The organism is Xanthomonas sp. NCPPB 2933 (genome assembly GCF_056725225.1).
In genome coordinates, this window is record NZ_CM161518.1 from 2,798,152 (window position 1) to 2,822,861 (window position 24,710).

The window sequence follows — 24,710 nt, forward strand, 5'->3', positions numbered from 1 at the left end:
TGGCGCTCCGACCCTGGAGAGTGCCGATGTCCCTGAAGCTGTTCCCCGCCCTGCTGCTGGCAGCTGCGTCCGTGCTTGCGTTCCGTGCGCAGGCCGCCGCCAGCCTGACCACCGACGATGCCGCCCTGACCCCGGAAGGACGCTGCCAGGTGGAAACCTGGCTACGTGGCTCCCGCCTGGGGCGCGAACTGACCGCCGTGCCTGCCTGCACCTGGGCCGGCAACGAAGTCAGCCTGGGGCTGTCGACATTCAGCGACCAACCCCGGGCCGATATCGCCGCTCTGGGCGTGAAGCGGCTGTTTCGCGACCTGGACCAGCAGCGCTGGGGCGTGGGTGCCTCGCTGGGGGCGAACTGGGACATGCGCCGGCAGCGGCTGGATGGGCTGATCCTCAATGTGCCGGTGAGCATTGCGCTGGATGCGGACCGGCGCAGCCTGCTGCATCTGAACGTGGGCGCAAACACGCCCCGCGGCGCGGCGATGGCGCTGACGGCAAGTGTGGGCGTGGAGCACACGCTCGGCCCCGCCTGGACGGTGCTGGCCGAGGCGTTTGGCGACGACCGTGGCGGTTTCGGCAAGCAGGCTGGGCTGCGGCGCCTGTTTGGCGACCGTTCCAGCGTGGATCTGCTGGCCGGATATCAGCATGGTGCAGACCACACGCCGTGGGTGACGCTGGGCTTTAACCTTTTATTGCCCGATTGATCGCTGGACTAAAAAAGCGCCTATTCGCTAGCAGCAACGGCGTTTTTCCTGCCTGAAGAGACTCGGCTTCTATCGAGCAAACACTCGAATCACCCTGGCTGCCCATACAGAAATCTAGGCTGATTGACATGCCAAAACCATTGAATTTTGCACAATCGATTCCATTGGTTGTGGCTGCTTAGTATAAATTCGAATGGATATAATAATTTAAACATTGATCGGCGATAAATATCCTGCTGCTTTTATATCCCGGGAAAAATCATTCGCCGCTCATACGGCAGAGTCCGTTAGATTCACTAACTTACGGTAGAATCCGCTACAGCACGTGAGGGATTTACCGACAGCTTGAGGTATATCCCTGATTCACTGCGATAGCAATCGCATTTAGGATTGCCGCCCCTTGAGAAATGTGATGTTTTACGGTCGCGTTCGCTCCGACTTTCCTCTGTACTAGAGCTCGCTAGCGGCGTTCTAATCATTTCTGGCTATGGATTAACTCGCAAATGTCTATCGACTCGGTTTTTCTCTGAATTGCAACTGACCATTCAGGTTTTAGAGTTTCTGGATAGCGCCGTTAAACAATCTCGCAAGCACACGATTGGATGCATCACTGCATTCCCCGTGTTCTAAGCGGCGCTTATCCGAAGGGACGGATCGGCGACGAATAAAGTGAATAACCCGTGAAATTAAATGCCTCCGTCGGCACGACCGCTGACGTGGGAAACCTTTGCGCCAAATTCAGATATTCAGCAGTAGCGGCGCGCCAAATGACCGGATTAAACAAACTATGAATCGCTCGCTACTCGCAACGACCATCGCATCCTGCCTCGTCCTGACCGCCTGTGGCGGCGGTGGCGGTGGCGGCAACGTCCGCAGCGACCCGCCGCAGACCACCGTCGTGGCCCCGACGCCGTCCACGCCTGCACCTGCGACTCCGACGACACCGGCACCGGCTCCGACGCCCATGCCGACGGCGCCTGCCACCCCGACGCCCCCCACAACGCCGGCGCCGCCGGAAACCTCCACGGCCGACCCGCTGCCCAAGACCGCTCCCGCTCCGACACCGGCGCCCTCGCCTGCTCCTGCACCGGCGCGTTACCAGGGCCTGGGCAGCAACCTGCTGGTGCCGACCAACGCGGATCTGGCACAGCAAGCCGGTGCCCGCGGCCAGGGCGTGAAGTTGGCCGTGCTGGACGACAACCTGGTGCCGAGCTACGCGCCGATCAGCGGCAAGGTCGACAGCTTCAATGACTACACCGCCAGCCCCGGCACGCCGGAGTCGTCCGCGAACGCGTTGCGCGGCCACGGCACGGTCATCTCGGCGCTGGTGCTGGGGTCGGCGCAGGACGGCTTTGCCGGCGGTATCGCACCGGATGCAGACCTGTTCTATGCGCGCATCTGCGCCGAAAATTCCTGCGGCACCCAGCAGGCTCGCCGCGCCGCGGTGGATCTGGCGGCTGCCGGCGTGCGGATTGCCAACCTTTCGATCGGTGCCTCGTATGCAGATGCTGCCAGCAGCGCGAACGCCGCGCTGGCCTGGAAGTTCGCACTGGCCCCGCTGGTGCAGGCCGATGCGCTGATCGTGGCATCGACCGGCAACGAAGGTGCGTCCGAAGCGTCCTACCCGGCGGCCACCCCGGTGCAGGAAGCCAGCCTGCGCAACAATTGGCTGGCAGTGGGCGCAATCAATATCGACAGCGCCGGCAATGCCGCCGGCCTGACCAGCTATTCCAACCATTGCGGCGCCGCTGCGCAGTGGTGCCTGGTGGCACCGGGCAGCTACTTCGCCCCGGCCCTGGCCGGCACCGAGTTGCAGGGCCAGATCGCCGGCACCTCGTTCTCCACCGCTGCGGTCACCGGCGTGGCGGCGCAGGTGCTGGGCGTGTACCCGTGGATGAGCGCCTCCAACCTGCAGCAGACCTTGTTGACCACTGCTACCGACCTGGGCGACCCGGGCGTGGATGCGTTGTACGGCTATGGCCTGGTCAATGCTGCAAAGGCGATCAACGGCCCGGCGCAGTTCGTCAACAACTGGTCGGCGAACGTGACCTCCGGCTACGACAGCACCTTCAGCAACGACATTTCCGGCGCGGGCAACCTGACCAAGAACGGCGCCGGCAAGCTCACGCTCAGCGGCAACAACACCTACACCGGCGGCACCAGCGTCAGCGACGGCGTGCTCGCACTGTCCGGCAGCCTGCGCTCGGATGTGATCGTGCTCAACTCGGCTACGTTCGAATCGCACGGCGGTGTGATCAACGGTAACTACAGCCTGGTCAACAACACCGGCACCACCGCACTCGAATTGGGCAAGGGCTTGACCGTCACCGGCCAGGCCAGCCTGAAGGGCAATCTGCTGTTGCTGCCGGAAGCGGCTGGCTACACCGTCGGCAGCAGCGAAAAGATCGTCCAGGCGGGCAACCTGCAGGGCACCTTCGATCGCGTGCAGTACGCCAACAATTTCTTCTGGACCGCCTCACTCGCCTACGACCCCACCACCGTCACCGCCACGCTGACGCGTAATGCCTCCGCTGCCAGCGCGCAAGCGGCCGGTTCGCCGCAACCGGTGGTCAACGGTGCTGCGCAGGCCGATACGCTGGTCAAGGTGCTGGATACGCGTGTGGCTTCGGGCGACACCGGCAATCTGGGTGGTTTGATCAGCGCCACCGGCTCGCTGCTGGCGGCCACCGATGCGCAGGTTGCCGCATCGCTGCCGACCCTGGCTGGCCAGGTACACGGCATCGAGCGCACGCTGGGCTTCCAGTCCGCGCTCAACGATGCGCGCGTAGCTGCCGATCGCCTTCCCTACCTGGCCGACACCACCACGCTGACCACCTGGATGCAGGGCAGCTATCTGGACGGCAACCTGGGCGGCAACGGTTTCGACTCGGCCGATTACACCCAGCAGTCCACCACCTTCGGTGTGGATCTGCCGATGGGCAGCGCCGGCACGGTCGTGGGTGCGGCGGTGAGCTCGGGTCAGGATCGCGCAAACATCGATGCCTCGGCCAGCCGTCTGCGCTCGGACCGTTATGCGATGACGGCGTATCTGTATCAGCCGATCGGCCAGGCCTACCTCTCGGGCATCGGTTCGTATGGCATGAGCAATGTGGAAACCGAGCGTACCGTGCAGGCCGGCAGCATCGGCGAGCGTCTGCAGGATCGTCGCCACGACACCAATTGGTCGCTGCGCGCCGAACTCGGCCTGCTGCCGCACGCGGGTTTGTCGCCGTTCGTCGCCGTCGGTGTGGTCAGCCAGAAGCAGGATGCCTTCAGCGAAGCATCGGCCACCGGCCTGGGCTTGAGTGCCAATAGCGACACGCTGCGCGCGGGCTACGGCGAAGTGGGCGTGCGTGGCCATCTGACGCGCGGCAAGTGGGGCTTCGATGGTCTGGTTGCCTACCGCTCGCTGTTCGGCAACCCGAACTCCGACTTCACCGCATGGTTCACCGATTTGCCGGAAGCGCGCTTCAACGTCGCCGGCGAGCCGGTGTCCAAGCAATCGCTACGTGCCTCGGTCGGTGTGCGTTACCAGGTGAACGATGCGTTCTCCATCTACGGCAACGTGGGTGCCGAGCGTGGTCGGTCGGATGCCAACAGCATCAACGCCAATGTCGGCCTGCGCTGGCAGTTCTAAGCGCCGGCTGCAGACCGGCAGTGTGGCCGCAAGGCTGCATGGCCGGTACGCGGAGTCGGCATGCACGACGCCCACGCTGCGGTTGCCGACGCGGCCGACCAGCGATTGCGGGTGCGCTGCAAGTGCAAGTGCAAGCATGACGCTGTACGTGCGTGCCTTGGTATCGGCCAAAAAAAAGCCCCGGCAGTGCCGGGGCTTTTTGGTCTGCAGTGAATCAGAAGTTCCAGCCCCAGGTGACCTGGCCGCCGTACGCGGTCTGGCCATCGCCGTTGAGTCCTTGCAACGACAACGACAGGCGACTGGCAGGCGAGGTGATCAGGCTCACGCCCAATTCGCCGACCACCGCATTCTTCGCCAGGGTGACGCTCTGCACCGAGAACTGCGAGCCGGTGCCGATGAAACCAGCCGAACGTTCCACAGCGCGGTCGCCGAACGCGTGCCGCCAACCTACCGACGCATACAACCCTGCCGCTTGGCCCAGCTGCCAACGCCCACGCACACCCACCGTGCTGGTGGTGTACTCGTCCTTGGCGCTGTCCACCGACAGCCCGGCAATACCGCCGCGCTCGTTGAAACCATCGGTCTTCAGATGCGTGTAGTCGGCTGCGATGAAGGGGGTGTACACCGCGTTGCCGGTGCGCAGATTCCATGCTGCTTCCAGCGACACGGTGATGGCCTTCGCATCGTAATTGCTGCTCAGCCGCTCTTCGAGCACGCCGGGCAGCATCACCCGACGCGTGCTGTCCACGCTGTAATCGGCATAGTCGACCGAGGCTTGCAGCGCGAACGCGGACCAATCGGCCTGGCCGTAGATGCCGGCATGGGTGCCATCGATATCGGAGCGATCGAAGGACTCGCGCGAGCGGGTTTCGATGTCCTGATTACCGACCGCGATACCGAGCACGCTGCGCTCGCCGATGCGCCGTTCTGCACCGGCCATGATGCCGTTGTCCTCGCGCCGTACCGAGGCCGCATTGGCATTGCCATCGACACGATTGGGCAGGCTGCGACCGGTGATCCATACCGTGGTGTCGCCCACGCGCGCGTCCTGGCTATCGCCACGCAGATGGTTGCCGACGCCACTCAGCAGGAAGCGGCTATCCAGCAACGCGGTGGCCGTGCTGGCATGGCTTTCGCCAGACAGCGAGGCAAACGCGGTGCTGATCGCCTGCGGATCGTCGGGCAAGCGCACCACAGCCTGATAGACCGGGTTGGTGGTCGGCAAGCCATCCACGGCAGCTGCGGCAGCCTGCTGGTTTGGCACCGTGACCGCATCGACCATGGCCACGGTGTTGCGCCCAAACGAGACCGACAACGCCGTGGCGCTGGTGCTGACGTTCGGCTCGACGAAGGCGTAGTCGGAAACAACGTTGCTGAACTGCCCGCTGAGCCCGCCAGCGGCGTTGATGACCGGAATTTCGGTAAACAACGGCAGATCCGTCGCACGCACCAGTTGCAAAGTGCTGCCAGGTGCCAGCGTGGCCGCACCGCCCACGCTGATGGGTGTGACCGCGCCACCTGCGCCAGGCGTGACCTGCAAGGTGGAGCCATTGCCGAGCGTGGCATTGCCGCCGACACTGATCGTGCCGGCGGTGCCGCCGATCACCACGGTGCCGCCCGAGCTCAGGCTACCGACGCTACCGCTACCGGTAAGCGTGCCGCCCGGGCCTACCGTGACCGGCCCGCCCAACGCAGCGCCCGGATTGGCCGGGTTGCCTACACTCAAGGTGCCTGCGGCGACCGTGGTCGGCCCGGTGAAGCCACTGCTGTTTGCGGTGACCAGCAAGGTACCAACACCATCCTTGAGCAGGCTGCCAGTGCCCGACAACGTCCCTGCGTAGGTGCCATTGCTGGTCTGCTGGAACACCAGCGCGCTGTTATTGGCGATGTTGCCCTGCAGGCTGTCAGTATCGCCGACCAGCGTGCCAGCAGCGATGGTGGTGCCACCGAGATAGGCGTTGACGCCATCCAGCGTGAGTGCACCGGCCCCGGTCTTGATCAACGCACCGCTACCGGTGATGTTGCCGGCAAACGTACCGGCGCCAGCCTGATCGAACACCAGCACCGCGTTGTCGAGGATGTTGCCTTGCAGACTGGTGGTGTTGCCGATCAGGCTGCCGCTGGCAATCGTGGTACCACCGCTATAGGTGTTGGGAGCGACCAGCGTCAACGCGCCCGTACCTTGCTTGATCACGCTCCCGGTGCCACTGACGGCGCCAGCAAACACGCCATCGGTGGCCTGATCGAACACCAGCGTGCCGTTGTCCACCACGTTGCCCTGCAGGCTGGTGGTGTTGCCGATCAACGTGCCGGCACTGACCACCGTGCCGCCGGTGTAGCTGTTGGGACCGATCAACTGCAACACCCCAGTGCCGGCCTTTTCCAGCGAACCGGTGCCGCTGACTGTGCCTGCATACACGCCGCCGGTGGCTTGGTTGAAGACCAAGGCCGCGTTGTTGGCGATGTCGCCCTGCAGGCTGGTGGTGTCGCCGATCAACGTCCCTGCAGCGATCGTGGTGCCACCGGTGTAACCATTCGCACCGTTGAGCAACAGAGCGCCGGCACCATCCTTGATCACGGTGCCAGTGCCGGTGATCGAGCCGGTGAACACACCATCGCCCACCTGATTGAATGCCAGGGTCGCGTTGTCGACGATCGCGCCTTGCAAACTTGCGCTATCGCCTACCAGCGTGCCGGAGTTGAGCGTGGTGCCACCGGTGTAGCTGTTGTTGCCATCGAGCGTCAGCGTGGATGCACCGTTCTTGATCAAACCACCAGCGCCCGTGATCGGGCCGGTCAGCGCGAGATCGTTGCTGCCTGCCAGCGCAAGTGCACCTGCACCTGTCAGATTGACTGCATTGCTCACCGTCAATACCTGATCGGTATCCAAGGTGGTGCCTGCTGCCGCAGTCAAGCTGCCGGTACCCAATGCCTGCGCATCGCCAAGCACCAGCGTGCCGCTGGCAAGCGTGGTGCCACCGGCATGGCTGTTGGCGACGTCGAGCGTCAGCGCGCCAGCGCCCTGCTTGATCACGCTCCCCGTGCCGCTGACTGCACCTGCAAACACGCCATCAGTAGCCTGATCGAACACCAGCGTGCCGTTGTCCACCACGTTGCCCTGCAGGCTGGTGGTGTTGCCGATCAACGTGCCGGCACTGACCACCGTGCCGCCGGTGTAGCTGTTGGGACCGATCAACTGCAACACGCCTGTGCCGGCCTTTTCCAGCGAACCAGTGCCGCTGACTGTGCCTGCATACACGCCGCCTGTAGCCTGATTGAAGACCAGGGCCGCGTTGTTGGCGATGTCGCCCTGCAGGCTGATGGTGTCGCCGATCAACGTCCCTGCAACGATCGTAGTGCCACCGGTGTAACCATTCGCACCGTTGAGCAGCAGAGCGCCGGCGCCATCCTTGATCACCGTGCCAGTGCCGGTGATCGAGCCGGTGAACACACCATCGGCCACCTGGTTGAACGCCAGGGTCGCGTTGTCGACGATCGCGCCTTGCAAGCTTGCGCTATCGCCTACCAGCGTGCCTGCGTTGAGCGTGGTGCCGCCGGTATAGCTGTTGCTGCCATCGAGCGTCAGCGTGCCGTTGTTGGTCTTGATCAGCGCACCGCTGCCGTTGATGTCGCCGGCCAGGATCAGATCCGCCGGATTATCGACAGTGAGCGCAGCGCCCAGCGTGACCGCGTTGCCCAGTGTTGCTGCAGCCGCATTACTCAACACCGCATCGCCCGTCACCGACAAACCGCCGCTACCCAGCGCGGTGTTGCTGCCGACCGCCAGGGTGCCATCGCTGAGCACGGTGCCGCCGGCATAGCTGTTGTTGCCGCTGAGCGTCAGCGTGGTCGCACCGTTCTTGATCAAGCCACCGGCACCGCCAATCGCACCGGTCAGGGTGAGATCGTTGCTGCCCGCCAGCGTGAGTGCACCGCTCAGATCCAGCGCATTGGCGACCGTCAGTGCCTGATCGGTATCCAGCGTGGTGCCCGCTGCCGCCGTCAGCGTACCGGTACCCAATGCCTGTGCATCGCCCAACACCAGCGTGCCGCCACCGAGTGCGGTGCCGCCGGTGTAGGTGTTGGCGGCGCCCAGGATCAATGTACCGGTATCGAGTTTCTGCAGCGTGCCGGTGCCACCGATGCTCACATCGATGGTGCCGGTGGCGCCCGGATCGACGCGTACGATGGTGGTGGCCGCATTGGCGCTCAGCGCACCGGCGCCGGCATCGCTCAGCACGTAGCCGTCGCTGGCGAACTGGATCCCGGTGATGCCTTGTGTGCCCTGCACGCCAACGTTGCCCGCCGGGCCGGCGAAGACGGCGAAGCTGTTTTGCCAGTCGCTGTTGAGCAAGCCATCGGCCGTGGTCCAGTTGGTCGGACCCGCTGTCCACACGCCTGCGCCGCCATCGATGCTGCCGTTGGCCAGCGTCTGCGCACCATCCCAGAACTGCACGTTGGTGCCGGGTGCGGAGACCACCACGTTGACCTGCTGCGACAACCCGGTTTGCAGCGTCAACTGGGTGAGATCGATCGTGCCCGGAATGGTGCCGAAGCCCAGCCCGTTATTGGTCAGTGCGCCGGTGTAATCGATCAGGCGATACACGCCATTTCCAAAACCACCGATGTCGGTGATGTTGAGCGTGCCGTCCAGGGTGAGATCGCCGTTGACCGCCAACACACCCGTGGTGCTGGGCGTACCGAGGAACGCATCGATGCTGGCGTTGGGCGCAAGGTCAACGTGCCCGTGGTCAACACCGCACCGCTGGTCACCACCAGACGGCCGCCATCGTTGACGGTGACCGGTGCAGCGACTTCGCCGCTACCGCTCAGCGTGCCGCCCGTTGCGACGGTCACACCGCCAGTGCTGGCCAGAACGCCATCCACATCCAGCGTGCCTGCAGTGATCTGCGTTGCGCCGCCGAGCGTGCTGGTGCCGGTGAGCTGCATCGTGCCTGCGCCCACCTTCTCCAGATTGCCGGCATCGCTGAGGCTACCTGCAAAGGTGCTAGTAACGTTGTTGACGCCCAGCTGCAGCGTATTGCCGCCAAGAATCGCGACATTCCCCTGCCCGGTCACTGCACCCAACGCCGTGTTGCTGCCCAACGAGAGCCCGGCGCCTGCCGCGACATCCACTGCGCTGGCATTCCCCAACGCACCCGGTACAGCGGTCGCCAGCACGCCGGCCTGCACCGCCACCGGGCCGGTGAAGCTGTTGGGGCCGGACAAGGTCAGTGTGCCCAACCCGTTTTTGGTCAACGCACCGGCACCGCTGATGGCGCCGGTCAGTGCCAGATCGTCTGCACTGGCAATGGTCAGATCGGCACCCAGATTGACTGCATTGCCCAAGGCCAGCGCAATCGCGTTGCTCAAGGTGGAATTGCCCAGCACAGACAGGCTGCCGGCACCCAACGCGCTGTTGCTGCCAACTGCCAACGTGCCTGCGTTCAATACGCTGCCGCCGACATAGCTGTTGGCGCCATCGAGCGTAAGCGTGGACGCACCATTCTTGATCAAGCTGCCCGCGCCGCTGATCGGGCCCGACAAGGTCAGATCGTTACTGCCAACCAGATTGAGCGCACCGCCGAGCACTACCGCATTGCCTACTGCCACTGCTTGATTGCTATCGAGGTTGGTGCCGGCTGCCGCAGTCAACGTGCCGGTGCCGAGTGCCTGCGCGTCGCCGAGCACCAGGGTGCCGCCGCTGAGTGCCGTACCGCCGGTGTAGCTATTGGCCGCGTCGAGCACCAGCGTGCCAGTGTCGAGTTTCTCCACGCCACCAACGCCGGAAATCGCGACGTCGATCGTGGCAGTTGCACCCGGGTCCACACGCACTGCGGTCAACGGGGCGACCACGTCCAGCGCACCTGCGCCGGCGTCGGTCAACTGATAGCCGTCGGCGACGAACTGCAGGCCACCGATGCTCTGCGTGCCCTGCACGCCCACCGCACCTGCGGTACCGGCAAACACCGCAAAATCGCCCTGCCAGGTGCTGTTGGCGGTGCCGTCCTGGCTGGTCCAATTGGTGGCCGCGCCCCAGGTGCCGGCGCCGCCATCGACGGTGCCATTGGCCGTGGTCTGCACGCCGTCCCAGAACTGCACGATGCTGCCCGGCGCGGTGACCACCAGATTGAGCTGCTGGCCGATGGCGGTCTGCAAGGCGAGCTGGCTCAGATCCACGCTGCCGGGAATCACGCCGAATGCCAACCCGTTATTGGTGAGCAGGCCGGTGTAATCGATCAAGCGATACACGCCGGTGCCGAAGCCACCGATGTCGGTGATGTTGAGTGTGCCGTCCAGGGTGAGATCGCCATTGACTGCAAGCAGACGCGTGTTGCTCGGCGCGGCCAGTGCGACATCGAGAAATGCGCCCGGTGCCAGCGACAAGCCACCCACGCTCAGCGAGGAGCCACTGGTCAACGCAAGCCGGCCGCCATCACCGATGGTGACGCCACTGGCCACACTGCCGTTCGTGCCGGTGCCCGTCAGCGTGCCGCCGAGCGCAACGTTCAACGCGCTGGTGCCGAGACTGCCGATCACATCCAAGGTGCCGCCACTGACTTGCGTGGCACCACCGATCGCACTGGTGCCGAGCAAGCGCACTGTGCCCACGCCGACCTTGTCCAGATTGCCGCCACCGCCCAGGCTGCCGGCAAAATCGCCGCCGCCCAATTGCAGCGTGCCGCCTGCATCGGTATCGACATTGCCGGCACCACTGAGTGCGGTGATCAGGCCACCGTTGGTCAGATTCAACACCGCGCCCGCCGCGACATCGACGTTGCTCGCATTGCCCAGCGCCGCACCGGTGCTGGCCACCAGCGTGCCGGCCTGAATCGCCAACGGGCCGGTGTAGCTGTTGCTGCCATTCAAGGTCAGGGTCCCGGCGCCGGTCTTGATCAAATCGCCTGCACCGCTGATGTTGCCACTGACCAGCATGTCTGCGCCGTTGTCCACGGTGAGCGCTGCGCCAAGTGCGATGTCGTTGCCCAAAGCCACCGCGATCGCATTGCTCAACGCCGCGTTGCCGACGACCGACAGGCTGCCGGTACCGAGTGCATCGTTTGCACCGACTGCAATGGTGCCCGCAGCCAATGTGGTGCCGCCTGCGTACGTGTTGCCTGCATTGAGCGACAACGTGGTGGCGCCATTCTTGATCAGGCTACCGGTGCCGCTGATGGCACCGTTCAAGGTCAGATCGTTGCTGCCGATCAGGGTGAGCTGATCATTCAACTGCACCGTGTTGCCCAGCGTCAGCGCTGCATTGGTATCCAGTTCCGCAGCGCCGCCGACCAGCAGGCCACCTACCCCCAACGCAGTGTCGTTACCCAGCACCACACGCCCTGCATCCAGCGCAACGCCGCCGCTGAAGCTGTTGGCGTTGTTCAAGGTCAGCGTGGCCGCGCCTTGTTTATCCAGACTGCCGATGCCGCTGATCACGCCATTGAGCGTGGTGTCCTGCGTGCCGGGCAGCGTCAACGCGCCGTTCAATGCGAGCGCATTGCCCAGTGTCACTGCGGTGGTGGCATCCAGCGTGGTGCCAGCCGCCGCAGTCAGCGTGCCTAGTCCCAGTGCGGTATCGCTGCCGACCAGCAACGCGCCGCCCTGCAATTGCAGGCCGCCCACCCAGGTATTGTTGCCAGTGAGGGTGAGCGTCTGGGGGCCGTTCTTGATCAAGCTGCCGGCGCCATCGATCACGCCATCGAGCGTAAGGTCCTGGCCATCGATGCCGAGTTGACCGGCAACGTTGAGCGCGTTCTGCAACGTCACTGCAGTGCTGGCAGTGAGTTGCGTCCCATCGGCAGCAGTGAGTGCGCCGGTGCCCAGTGCAGTGTTGCTGCCGACCACCAAGGTGCCGGTGTCCAGCACAGTTCCACCGGTGTAGAGATTGTTGCCGGAGAGCGTAAGCGCACCAGCACCCTGCTTGATCAGGCTACCTGCGCCACTGACGATACCGGTCACGCCAAGATCGTTGTTGCCGGTAAGCGAGAGCGCGCCGTTCAAGGCGACATCGTTGCCGATCGTGGTTGCGGTGGTGGCTTGCAGCTGCGTGCCATCGGCTGCTGTCAGCACGCCGCTGCCCAGTGCAGTGGCGTTGCCGATCAGCAACGCGCCTGCATTGAGATCCACGCCGCCGGCAAAGCTGTTTGGTCCACCCAGGGTGAGTGTGGCGCCGCCGTCCTTGATCACCCCACCCACGCCGCTGACAACGCCGTTGAGCGCAAGATCCTGGCTGCCGCCAAGTTGCAGATCCGCTTCCAGTGCCACGTTGTTATCGACGATGCGTGCTGCGGTGCTGTCGAGCAGACCGCCGCCGATGGTGAGGGTGCCTGTGCCCAACGCCGTATCGCTGCCCAGTAGCAGACTGCCTGCAGACAAGCGCGTACCACCGGCATAGGTGTTGTTGCCGGCCAATGTCAGACTGGCCGGACCGAGCTTGTCGAGACTGCCGGCGCCGGTGATCGCACCATTGAGCGTCAGCGCATTGCTGCCACCCACATTGACTAGGCCCGCCAGTGCGATGGCATTGGCGAGCGTGCTCACCGTGGCGTTGTCCAAGGTGGTGCCGGCGGCAGCGCTGAGTGCACCAACGCCGAGTGCGGTGTCGCTGCCCACCGTGAGGCGACCGGCACCGAGCGTGGTGCCGCCGGTGTACAGACTGTTGCCGCTCAACGTCAGGTCGCCGCTGCCGGATTTGATCAGGCTGCCTGCTCCGCTGATATCGCCACTCAGGGTCAGTGCCTGCGTGCCATCGAGGCTGAGCGCGCCGGTGGTCAGCGCAATATCGTTGGCCACCGTGGTAGGCACCGTGCCCTGCAGACTGGCATTACCGGTAACGGTCAATGCACCGCTGCCGAGTGATCCGTCATTGGTCACCTGCAGGACGCCGGCATTGAGCAGCGTGCCGCCGGCATAGGTATTAAGCCCACCGAGCGTGAGTGTGCCGGTGCCGAGTTTGTTCAACGTACCGCTGCCGCCAATCGTGCCCGTCAAGTTCAAGGCAGTGCCGTTGCTGCCCACGCCCATGGTGTCGTTCAACGTAATGGCATTGCCTAGCGTTGCCGCTGTGGTCGCATCGAGTACGCCGCCACTGGCGGTCAGCGTGCCGGTGCCCAGCGCCGCGTTGGAGCCGACCACTAGCCGCCCGGTGCTCAGCGTGGTACCGCCGGTATAGGCATTACTGTTGGTCAGCGTGAGGTCGCCCGCACCGCTCTTGATCAAACTGCCGCCGCCAGTGATGGCACCGCTGAGCGTGAGCGCCTGCGCGCCGGTCCAGTTCAACGGACCTGCGAGGTTGATGCCGTTGGCCACCGTCAACGCAGCGCCGGTGCTCAGGTTGGCCGGGCCAGTGACATTTAATGCGCCCGTTCCCAATGCGGAGGCCGTGCCGAGCTGCAACGCGCCCGACGCCAACGTGGTGCCGCCGGTATACGTGTTGGTGCCGTTGAGCGCGAGCGTGCCGGTGCCGGTCTTGTTGATGCCACCGGCACCGGCAAGCGTGCCGCTCAAGGTCAGCGCGTTGCTGCTGGCACCAAGGCCCAGGGTGTTGGTCAGCGCAAATGCATTGTTTAATGTCAGCGGAGCAGTGGTATCCAGTAGCCCGCCCGCTGCGGTCACCGTGCCGGTGCCGAGCGCACCGGAGGTTTCCAGCAGCACGGTGCCGGCGCCCAGCGAGGTACCACCGGCGTAGGTATTGGTGCCGCCAAGGGTCAGCGTGCCGGTGCCGATCTTGTTCAGCGCCCCGGCACCGCTGATACCGCCGCCAAGCCGCAGGTTGTTGGCACCGCCGATGCCGATGAAATCGTTGAGTACGAACGCGTTCGGCAAGTTGACTGCAGCACTTGAAAGTAGGCTGCCAGCAGATGCGTTGACGGTGCCGGTTCCCAGCGCGCCGTTGTTGCCGACGGTCAGCGCGCCACCGAGCAGGTTCACGCCGCCGCTGAAGGTATTGGCACCGGTCAAACCCAAGGCACCGGTGCCGGTCTTGGTCAGCGCACCGGTGCCGGTGATTGGGCTGGCGACGGTCAGGCCGTTGGCGCCTTGCAGGGTCAAGCCGCCCGCACCCAGCGCGATGCCGCCGGTGGGATTCAGCGTCAACCCTGCGGCGGTGGCCTCCAGTGCACCGCCATTGGCAGCGATGCTGGTGCCGAGCTGGGCAGGGTTTGCGAACTGCAGCACGCCGCCATTGAGCGCGCTGCTGCCGAAGTTGCTGCCGCCACCGACTGACCAGGTACCGCTGTTGACGCGCAGGCTGCCGAAATTGATGTACTGCGCCGTGCTGAGCGATCCAACACCGGTACTGCCAGTGCCGGTGCCGGTTGGCGAATTCTGCAGGATCAACGTATTGGTGCCGCCTGCACCGCCATCCACCACGCCGGTCTGCGCGAAGCTCAGCAAGCCGCCGGGACCCAGCAGTTCGAGCGCCAGTCCGCCAGCTGCGTTGACGCTGCCGCTGGTGACCGCAGTGAAGCTGTTGGTGCTGCCAGCACCCATCGACACACTGCCGTTGATGGTGCCGGAGTTGACGAAGGTATTGCCGGTGGCCGAACTCTGAAAGCCCACGCGTCCGTTGATGGTGCCGGTATTGACGGCGTTGACCGTGCCGCCACCGCTGACCGCGATGACCGGTGTGTCCGAGCCCAGGACCGACAAACCCAGCAACGCACGGCTATCGATCAGGCCAGCGTTGTTGATCTGCACCACACCATTGCTGGCCGAGGTGATGCCCAGCGCCATGCCGTCGAGATTGAGCAGGTTGGCACCGAGCAAACCGCCGGTACCGTAAATCGTGCCGGTAGCAAGATTGTTGGCGATCACCGATGTGGAGGTGGCATTGCCCATGGTGACGCCGGTGCTTAGTACCGACAGCAAGCCAAGCACCGACGGATCGACCGTGCCGCCGTTGTTGAGCGTGGCGTTGGTGCCGCTGAGCGCGATGGCGGTGCCGCCGAGCAACCCGGCGGTCATTTGCGAGCCGGCCGCGACGTTGACGGTCAGGTTATTTGCACTGCTGGCGAAGCTATTGCTGGTGATCGGCAATCCCGAGCAGGTAACCGTTGCGCCCGCTGCAGGTAATGCAGGTGTGCATGCTCCCCAGGCCAGACCGGGTGCGGCGGCCCCCACCGCCAGCACAACCAGGCTCGACAGACAACGGCGGGTTGCCCCGGACTTGCGCCGCCGCCGCACCAACTCATGCGTGACGACCCAATTGCCAATAGCTGCGTTCCAGACCAGCGCAAATGCACGATTCATTTCATTGCCCCCTGATTGCCGTGCCAAGACCGACGCGTGCCCATGCACGCGCCTTCAAAGACGCGAGTTGATTAATGGTTGAGCCGGTTTAAAGCAGCGCTCGCTACTCCATCCCGGATAGTTCAAACGCGACGGAGATTAATACCAATCCCGATACCGAACCTGATGCGATTAATAGGCGAAGCCGCACAACTGAAACTGTGCTGAATATCACTAACCATAAACTCATCCGTTACACACATACAAACTGTCGACTGGTTTGCTCCGGCTCGCTGACGGAAACTGCGTGGCTCATCCGGAACAGCGCACGTTCCTTGCTCCGTCAACCTCAACTTCAAAACGGGCAGTTCTCCACGTTCTGCGCGGCATTCGATTGGATGAGCCTGGATATTCGAAGCGGACTGATGCAGTGGTTCAGCGCGTATAGCGGGCCGAACAGTAAATTTCTCGTTTATCTCCAGATGCTGCACTGCAAGGTTCTGCTTATATCGCACCAGTGATCGGATTTTTTGTCATGCAATCGTTTGTGCGATTAATACCACTGCATTACGGACGGCACAGGTCGCTGGAATGGAGTATTTGTATGCCCCAGATAACTGCCAAATGATGATGCCGAGCTCGCTGCCGTGTTACCGTTTTTTCCAGGCATCACGTTGGATATCCGATGAGGCGTGGATTCCAGTTCTTCGTCACCTACCGATGACTCCCGTTTGTTACTAGTAGCCATGCAGTGTGTGATCTTCAACACGGACTCTGATGACATGACGCTTGCTCTGGACAACAAAACGCAGGAACGGCATGCCGACTGGTCAGGAGTGCCGATCGACCTGGGCGGGATGGAGCCGCTCGATCAAATCGCACGCCTGGTCTGCCATGCATTGGTAGCGCCCGCTGCTGCGCTGACCATTACCGAAGGCGGCCGCTTGCGTGTACTGGCGGCGCGCGGCATCAGCATCGGCCATGTCGAACAGGCCATCGCGTCGTGTTGCCAGGTCAATGCCGCCGCCAACGGCGTTTCGGAGTTGATCGGCCATTCTGCGCTGGCACCGATTCAGCTCGGCGATGCAGCCTTCCCGGGGTTGCCGGCGCGCTTCATCGCCTGTGTGCCGGTCGGCACGCCGCAAACCGGCGTCTCCGGCACGCTGTGCGTGATCGATACGCGTGAGCGCCATCTGGCCAGCCAGGAGCATCAGCAACTGTTGATGTTCGCCAACGTGGCCGCCGCGCAACTTGAATTGCAATTCGGCGCCGGCCGTCGCGAGCCGCATAGCGGCCTGCTCAATGCGCGTCAGCTGCAATCGGATCTGGATGCCCTCGCCTTCGGCAGCCACTGCGTGCCGACCATCGCCTCGTTCATCGAGGTCTACGACACGCAGGCCGCCAACGAAGCACGCCAGGCGCTGGGCATGCAACCGTTGGAAGAGTTGATACGGCACGCCAGCTACGTGCTGACCCGCGCACTGCGTGGCAAGGCCACCGTGTATCACGTGGCACCGATGCGGTTTGCGTTCTTTTTGTTGAACTCTGCGCCCGACGAAATGGAAGACCTGTTGCTCGATCTGCGGGACATGCTGCATCAGCCGATGGATGCGGCCGGCGTGCCGATGTCGTTGACCTTTCACGCCGGCGTTGTGCGCTTTGCGCCGCAGCAACCCGACACCAACGATGTCATGCGCAAGGGGCTGGTGGCGTTGGGCGATGCGATCAACAACCACGCCATCGTGTGCTGGTACAGCGCCCTGCACGACGATGCGATTCAACGCTCTTACCGCCTGGCATTGGACGCAGAACGTGCATTGGACGCCGGCGATTTCCGGCTGGTGTTTCAGCCGCGCATCGACCTTGCCGACCTGTCGGTGACCGGCTTCGAAGCGCTGCTGCGCTGGCACCACGCCAGTCTTGGCCCGATCGGCCCGGACGAATTCATTCCGCTGTTCGAAAAGACCGCCTTGATGTGCACCGTCACCAACTGGGTGATCGAAACCGCGCTGGTGCAGCTGGCCAAGTGGCGGGCGCAAGGGCTGGATTTCTCGATCTCGATCAATCTGTCTTCACGCGATTTCGGCAACCTCAATCTGGCTGCGGATGTCATCAATCGCTGCAGGGAACTGGCGATCCCCACCTCGCGGATCGAATTGGAAATCACCGAAGGCCGCTGGTTGCGCAGCAATGTGGAAGCAGTTCCTCGGCTACGCGCACTGCGCGATGCCGGCGTCAGCGTGGCCATCGACGATTTCGGCACCGGCTACAGCAACTTCGGTTACCTCACCGAGTTGCCGGTCAACGTGCTCAAGCTCGATCGCTCGCTGGTCACCGGCATTGCCACCAAGGCCGGCATGCAGATGCGCGCCGAGGCGGTGGTGCGGCTGGCCAATGCGCTGGGCTACCGCACCGTGGCCGAAGGCATCGAACATGCCGACGAAATCGCGCTGTTGCGTAGCTGGGGATGCGACGAAGCGCAGGGCTATCTGCTCTCCCGCCCGATGGAAGCGCACCTGGTGGCCGCTTACGTTGCGCAGGCGCTGGCCGCGCAGCGACTGCCGTGACCGCAGCGTTCAACTCAGATCGTGCAGCGCCTTGCCCAATGGTGGACCCAGCGTCCAGTCGGAGAAGCGCACCTTCAACCCCGCGCGCTCCGGCGTGCAGCACATCGGCCCGACCCGATAGGCGTCGGCCACCGGGAACGGGCAAAGCCTGATCAGCGGCCAGCTGCGTCCATCGGCAGAGACCTGCAGGCGCAACACACCCTCGGCAATGGTGGCGCGGATCCAGAAATCCTTCGGATCGGCTTCGTAGGGACCGGTGGCCCAGTCCGACACCGGATTGGTCAGCACGCTGCTGAGCATTGCGCGCCCGTCGCTGAGTTCGATGCCCGCCTTGACCCAGCGCTGCTCGTCCAGGCGCACCATGATGCCAGCCTGGTCGTAGAGCGATGCGTATTGAGCGCGCACGCGCAGCTGCGCGGTGAAGCCCGCTGCAGCCGTGACGCCCAGAAAATGCCCGCTATCGCGGGTAAATCCGTAATGGGTCTGGCGCCAGAAGTCGGTGGCCTGGTCGGTCACCACCTCCAAGGTGTCGCCATCGATCTCCACTGTCTTCGGCCGATTGAGCCAGATACCACCGTGCCAGGCCGTGTCATGCGGCATGCTGATCTCCGAATTCGTTGTGACCTGCTTTTCCCGGCTCCGCGTCTTCACGCATGTGCCAGCGCGTAATCCAGTGCCGCACAGATCGCCGCCACCTGCGCCGCATTGCATTGCGCAGGCGTTGCACGCGGGCTGTCCGGATACACCTCGGTGGTGGTGCAATAGCGCGCCTGCGTCACGCCGGCGCACAAGCCCAGACGCCGCACCGGATAGCTGATGACACCATGGCCAACCACAGGTGCGCCGATGAGTTGGCCCTGCGCGTCGGCAGGCGCAATGTGGGTGATCTGCGCCACCGCCGCAATCACGGCCTGCTGAAATTCCGGCTGCGGATCTTCGCTGTCACCGACCAGATAGAAACCATCCGGAATAGTGCCCGGCACGTACGCAACACCGTCGCGCGCGGCCAACGCCGGGCGGAATTCGGTTTCGTCGCTGTCGGTGGTTTCGTGCAGATCGATATGCACGTGCATCTGACCAGGCAGTGCGGCGAGTAGCTGCATCAACGCGGCCGATTCTGCTGCAGGGCTGTCCTGGCGAAAGGAACGATTCGGATCGATTGCGTCGGCATTCCAGCGCTGGATGCGCTCATACCCCCACGGATTGATACAGGGTGCCACCAGCAGGTTGATCCGGCCCGCGTAGTGGCCGGCGCGTTGCTGCAGGAACTGCAGTGCGCCCTGCACGCCACTGGTTTCGTAACCATGCACACCGCCGGTGACCAGTGCACACGGCAGCGCAGGGTCCCAGTCGGCAGTGCGCAGTGCGATCAACCGATAGTGTTCGGTTGCCGCGCCGATCGTTGCGTAGTGCACGCGTTCAAAGCGCGCATCCATGCGCTTGATGGGCTGCACGACATCGTCGGCATAACTGCGCTGGCGCAGCTGGCGTGCACGCCATGCACTGCGCTCTGCCTCACCCCAGGGGTGCCCTGCACTGCCGATCGGATAAGCCGTGTGCTCTGTCATCACTGCAACCGTTTGTCGAAAGACCGACAAGGGTAAGCGTTGCGAAGAAGCCGGTCCATGGCAGTGCCAGATCGCGCATGCTGCCGCATCCAAGCCTGTCTCGGAACAACAAAGGCCCTGCATCGCAGGGCCTTTTGTGTTTACCAGTCCACGGCGCGGCGGCCCGCGTTGCGGCTCACTTCTTCGCAATGACGCCCGGGGTTGCATCCCGCACCAGGAATTCTTCGGTCAGCTGCGGCAGATAGTCCAGCAGCCAGTCGGCCATTGCATGTTCCTGCTCCAGTATCTGCTCGCACACGCGCTGGGTCTGCACATCGCCTACCGTCCTGGCTGCACCCAGCAACGCGGTATAGGTGGCGATCTCCAGATTCTCGAACACATAGCCGGCCATCGCACCCTTGACGATTTCGTCGGAGGTGGTCATGCCGCCCATGGCCTGGCCGAACGCGGCCATCTTGCCCATGGTGTCCTTGATCACCGACGGCGCACCGCCAAGGCGCTCGATACAGGAATCGACCAGGCGCTGCTGGCCCAGCGTCTCTTCCAGGTGCTGCTCGAGACGTGCCTTGAGCTGGGGATAATGCTCGATGCGCGCCGCCTGGGCCTTGAGCATCTGCTCGGCCTGCTGCTCCATGGCATGCGCATCGCGCAACCAGTCCATCAAATTTTCTTGGGGTTCGGCCATGCGACATCTCCTGTTGTGTGCGAGGACTCCAGCGTGGCGCGCACCGCATGAAAGACACGGCTGCACCAGGTGAGCGCGCAGTGGGACGTCCACATGTAATTGACATCACGACCCAGCGAATTGGCCGGGACGAGAGAATCAGGGGTCTGGCCAGCTCTGCAAATCCTGCAGACACTGTGAGAGGTGCGACAGGGAGGGTGAAGAATTTCCCTGCAATCGATAGCAGCGCCGCACAAGGTGTGCAAAATTTTCCTCACCCCTGCCGATGCATTGCGCACCAACAGGTTCAAGACCACACCTTTGCAATCCAATCGCCATCAGGCGACCTCAAGCGACGGTGTGCTGCAATCGTTTGTGCCTGCAGACCTAGAATGACATCGCGAAGTGCCTTCCCAAAACGTAACAGGCCCTGCATCCAGCTGACGCAGAGCCTGTCGTGCTGCAACCCGCACCGGCACGCCATCGGCGCGCCGAACGGCGGATTTAGACTGCTTCTTCCTGCGGCTTGGCCTGCTTGGAACGGCCACCCTTGCTGCCGATACGCGACATATGATCGCGGTCGCGGCTGACTGCCTGGCCGCCCTTGCGACCCGCTTCACGTGCTTCGTCGCTGGTGAATTCATGTGCATTGCCGCTGGCGTGGGCGGCTTTTCCACCGCTGCTGGCCAACACGCGGCGCTTTTCAGGATCCAATGCGGCAAAGCCGCGCCGGCTACGAGTAACGTTCTGTCCGTCTTCCACTGTGCCTCCTCTCGATGCTTCGTTGGTACGCCATTGGGTAATGGGGCCAACGCAACAATCGTGCCAACCCGCAAACGCAGGCCACACGGTGTACGTGCATGGGGTGTCGGAAAAAACGGCTGCGCTCGCTGTGCAAATCTTGCACTCCTGTCAGCAGGACGTGGCTGCCGCTTGCGGTGATGCGTGGGTAGCGCTACCAGTGCTGGCCTGCAATGGGCGATCTTCCAGCAACGCGGCCACGTGCGCCGCGATGCTCAGGCAGCAGGTCAAGCCCGGCGATTCGATGCCGAACAGATTCACCAGCCCGGCGATGCCGTGCAGGCCTGGCCCATCGATACGAAAATCGGCGGCCGCCTCACCGGGCCCGCTGATCTTCGGCCGTACGCCGCAATAGCCAGGCTGCAATGCGCCCTCCGGCAAGCCAGGCCAGTAACGCCGTATCGCCGCAACAAAGCTGTCTGCCCGCGTTGGCTCGCAGCGGTAATCGGGCGCACTTACCCACTCCACATCAGGGCCGAAGCGTGCACGCCCGTGCAGGTCCAGGGTGAGATGCACGCCCAGGCCGCCAGGTTCGGGCAGCGGATAGATCAATTGACCAAACGGTGAGCGGCCGGCCAACGTGAAGTAGCTGCCCTTGGCGAAGTAGGCCCGCACCTGTGCACGCGCGGGCAAACCATCGGTGCGGGCAGCCAGGGGTGGCGCGCCATGGCCGGCCGCATTCACCAGCCAGTTGCAGGTGAGCGACACCGGCGCATGGCCGTCACCTGCAATCGAAAGACGGAATCCCGCTGCACTTGGCTCGACGTGTTCCACCCTCGTGCGCAGCGCCACGGTGGCGCCGTGCGCTTCGGCATCGCCCTGCAATGCCAGCATCAATGCAAGGCTGTCGATGATGCCGGTGGCGGTGGACTCCAGAGCGGCAACGCAACGCAGCTGCGGCGCGCGCTCCCGCACCTGCGCCTGACTGAGCGGCACAACACCGTGCGCCCCACTGGTCACCGCGTTGTGATGCAGCCGGTCGAGTTGTTCGCGTTGCGCGTGATCACACGCAATGATCAATTTGCCGCAACGCCGATACGGCACGTGACGTCGCTCGCAATAGGCATACAACACGGTGTTGCCGCTGACGCACAACTGTGCCTTCAACGACCCGGCCGGGTAGTAGAGACCTGCGTGGATCACCTCACTATTGCGCGCACTGCTGCCAGTGCCGATCGCGGCCTGCGATTCCAGTACCAACACCGCATGCCCCTGCAGTGCGAGGTGACGCGCAATCGCCAGCCCCACCACGCCTGCGCCCACCACCACACATTCAACGTCGTGCATGTTCGGCCTCAAACCATCAGCAACTCAGCGGACCTATACCATAGCGCACAGGATTGTCGCGACCGGTATCACTCTTTTCTCACTATCTGCTCTTATATTTAGGTCGGGTTATGTTGAGCCGCACAGTGATGCGAGGCGACGAACGTTTTCCTGGCCCTGGTTTGGGGCGTGCGTTGTTTTACCCACCCGAGTAAAAGCAGTCGCGGCCGGTTGGCAGGTGCGATCACCGAAGGAGTATCGATGGACGCAACGCGCTCGGTCCTGCTGGCCTCCAATTACCAGGCCTGGCCAGAGGCCTTCAACGGGCAGGCCTATGCCTTGCTCAATGTCATCGGCAGCCTGGAACATGCAGACCTGCTGTGCCCGCCCGCAGCGGAGTACACCAGCGGGCGCGGGGTCAATCCGGGTGTGTCGTATCTGCTCAACGAACTGAAGCATCGCGGCGCCTCTGCGCTGCATCGGTTGAGCGGGCGGCCTGCCCTCTCCAATGCACAGCCACGCAACGTCGAGCAGGACTACGACCTGTTTTTTTACGTGTGCCAGTTCCCCAGAGAGCTGAGCGCGCTCGGACGCATGGACGGCTGGCGCAAGCGCTGCCGCACGCGTGTGGTGTACCTGCTGGAAACCTGGCCTGAGCTGCTGGAATCGCAAAAGACCGAATTGAAACTGCTCGATCAGTTCGATCATGTCTTCGTGCTCAATGCCAGCTGCGTGGATGCGCTGCGTGCTTACACCAGCACACCGGTGTCGTTTCTGGCCAGCGCGTGCGACACCTTGTTGGCAACCCCACTGCCGCGTGCCCCACAGCGCTGCATCGATGTGGTCAGCATTGGCCGGCGCGTGCCGCAGGTGCATGCGCAATTGCTGGCGCATGCACAGGCCAACCCAGGATTTTTCTATCTGCACGACGTGCTACGCGGCGGTGCGGTGCAGGACTGGGCTGCACACCGCCTGCAATCGAGCGCCATGATCAAGCGCGCCAAGTTCTTCATGGCCCACGACTTCACTGTCGACACGGCAGGCTTCTTCAAGGGCGTGAAAAAACAGGCCTTGGCCACGCGCTATTTCGAAGGTGCCGCAGGCGGCGCGATCGTGCTGGGTTCTGCGCAGGGCTGCCCGGAATTCCGGCAGTTCTTCGATTGGGACGATGCGGTCATCGATCTGCCGTCAGACGTCCGCGACATCGGCCAGTTTCTGCACGATCTGGAACAGCAGAGCGAGCGGCTGGATCGCGCACGCCTGCACAACACCGTGCAATCGCTACGCCGGCACGATTGGGCGCACCGGTGGGCGCAGATTCTGCAGACGCTGCAGCTGCCTCGCCCGGCGTTGATGGCCGAGCGTTTTTCCATGCTCGACAACCTGGCGGCCATGGCCGAACACGCTGCCTGCTCCCCGGCACCCGTGCTGAGCATGACCGCATAACGTTGCATCGCAGTGCTCCGGCATCACGCAAGGCTCCAGCCCCAAAGGACGTATCAATGAAAGCAGTCATTCTGGCTGGCGGACTGGGAACGCGCATTTCCGAAGAAACCGCCATCCGCCCCAAGCCCATGGTGGAAATCGGCGGCAAACCGATCCTGTGGCACATCATGAAAATCTACGCGCACCACGGCATCCAGGATTTCGTCGTGTGTCTGGGGTACCGCGGCGAAGTGATCAAGGATTTTTTCATGAACTATCACATGCGCGAATCGGATGTGACCTGCGACCTCGGCAGCAATACGACCACCTTGCATAACACCCGCGCCGAACCCTGGCGGGTGACGCTGGTGGACACCGGTGCGCAGACCATGACCGGCGGCCGGCTGCGCCGCGTGCGCGAGCATCTGCGCGGCGAATCGGCGTTCTGCATGACCTACGGCGATGGCGTGGCCGATGTGGATATCGGCGCAGCCATCGCGCTGCATCAACGCGAAGGCCGGCTTGCCACGGTCACTGCCGTGCAACCGCCCGGCCGCTTCGGCGCGTTGCGGGTGGAAGGCGAACACGTCACCGGCTTCCGCGAAAAACCGCTGGATGGCGACGGTTTGATCAACGGCGGTTTTTTCGTGCTGGACCCACGCGTGATCGATGTGATCGAAGACGATGCCACCGTGTGGGAAAACAGCCCGCTGGAAACGCTGGTCGACCGCGACGAGTTGAGCGTCTATCGCCACGACGGGTTCTGGCAGCCGATGGACACACTGCGCGACCGCAATCATCTCGAAACCCTCTGGTCGTCCAATCGCGCGCCGTGGCGCGTGTGGGAGTAAC

General features: G+C 63.6%; 12 protein-coding genes. 5 read left to right on the top strand and 7 right to left on the bottom strand.

Annotation, left to right across the window (positions count from 1 at the left end; all coding sequences use genetic code 11):
* Positions 1-26 precede the first annotated feature (26 nt).
* Together AC1PLU_RS11420 and AC1PLU_RS11425 are read left to right on the top strand one after the other, a co-directional pair.
* The gene (locus tag AC1PLU_RS11420; RefSeq protein WP_481106284.1) at positions 27-701 is read left to right on the top strand and encodes a hypothetical protein; all 675 of its coding nucleotides are present in this window, start codon (positions 27-29) and stop codon (positions 699-701) included.
* A 787-nt stretch (positions 702-1,488) separates the two neighbouring features.
* Complete coding sequence (locus tag AC1PLU_RS11425; RefSeq protein WP_481106285.1) at positions 1,489-4,338, top strand: S8 family serine peptidase; 2,850 nt, start codon at positions 1,489-1,491, stop codon at positions 4,336-4,338.
* A gap of 214 nt (positions 4,339-4,552) precedes the next feature.
* Here the strand turns inward: AC1PLU_RS11425 and AC1PLU_RS11430 are convergent, their stop codons facing one another.
* A complete protein-coding gene (locus tag AC1PLU_RS11430) occupies positions 4,553-9,019 on the bottom strand; it encodes an autotransporter-associated beta strand repeat-containing protein (protein ID WP_481106286.1) in 4,467 nt (1,488 codons plus the stop codon).
* Positions 8,932-15,588, bottom strand: a complete 6,657-nt coding sequence (locus AC1PLU_RS11435; protein WP_481106287.1) for an autotransporter-associated beta strand repeat-containing protein — start codon at positions 15,586-15,588, stop codon at positions 8,932-8,934. Before AC1PLU_RS11435 ends, AC1PLU_RS11430 begins: the two co-directional genes overlap by 88 nt.
* 734 nt (positions 15,589-16,322) lie before the next feature.
* On the opposite strand from AC1PLU_RS11435, the gene AC1PLU_RS11440 reads away from it, so the two are divergent.
* Positions 16,323-18,134, top strand: a complete 1,812-nt coding sequence (locus AC1PLU_RS11440) for an EAL domain-containing protein (protein ID WP_176340966.1) — start codon at positions 16,323-16,325, stop codon at positions 18,132-18,134.
* A gap of 9 nt (positions 18,135-18,143) precedes the next feature.
* On the opposite strand, the gene AC1PLU_RS11445 is transcribed toward AC1PLU_RS11440, so the two are convergent.
* The 5 genes from AC1PLU_RS11445 to AC1PLU_RS11465 all read right to left on the bottom strand — a co-directional run bounded on the left by AC1PLU_RS11445 (position 18,144) and on the right by AC1PLU_RS11465 (position 22,454).
* Positions 18,144-18,734 (bottom strand): DUF1349 domain-containing protein, encoded by a 591-nt coding sequence (locus AC1PLU_RS11445; RefSeq protein WP_481106288.1) that lies wholly within the window; start codon positions 18,732-18,734, stop codon positions 18,144-18,146.
* Between the two features lie 47 nt (positions 18,735-18,781).
* Positions 18,782-19,702: a M14 family metallopeptidase gene (locus AC1PLU_RS11450; RefSeq protein ID WP_481106289.1), complete on the bottom strand. Its 921-nt coding sequence runs from the start codon at positions 19,700-19,702 to the stop codon at positions 18,782-18,784.
* Positions 19,703-19,877: 175 nt separating this feature from the next.
* Positions 19,878-20,387: a ferritin-like domain-containing protein gene (locus AC1PLU_RS11455; protein ID WP_104551946.1), complete on the bottom strand. Its 510-nt coding sequence runs from the start codon at positions 20,385-20,387 to the stop codon at positions 19,878-19,880.
* Positions 20,388-20,870: 483 nt separating this feature from the next.
* On the bottom strand, positions 20,871-21,128 hold the full coding sequence (locus AC1PLU_RS11460) for a KGG domain-containing protein (RefSeq protein WP_023904015.1): 258 nt from the start codon (positions 21,126-21,128) through the stop codon (positions 20,871-20,873).
* 150 nt (positions 21,129-21,278) lie between these two features.
* Entirely contained in the window at positions 21,279-22,454 is a 1,176-nt protein-coding gene (locus tag AC1PLU_RS11465) for an NAD(P)/FAD-dependent oxidoreductase (RefSeq protein WP_481106290.1), read from the bottom strand.
* Positions 22,455-22,694: 240 nt separating this feature from the next.
* Between AC1PLU_RS11465 and AC1PLU_RS11470 the strand changes: the two genes are divergently transcribed.
* Positions 22,695-23,879, top strand: coding sequence for a glycosyltransferase family protein (locus tag AC1PLU_RS11470; RefSeq protein WP_481106291.1), 1,185 nt, complete (start codon positions 22,695-22,697; stop codon positions 23,877-23,879).
* Between the two features lie 56 nt (positions 23,880-23,935).
* On the top strand, positions 23,936-24,709 hold the full coding sequence (rfbF, locus tag AC1PLU_RS11475; RefSeq protein WP_006451332.1) for a glucose-1-phosphate cytidylyltransferase: 774 nt from the start codon (positions 23,936-23,938) through the stop codon (positions 24,707-24,709).
* Position 24,710: the final 1 nt, after the last annotated feature.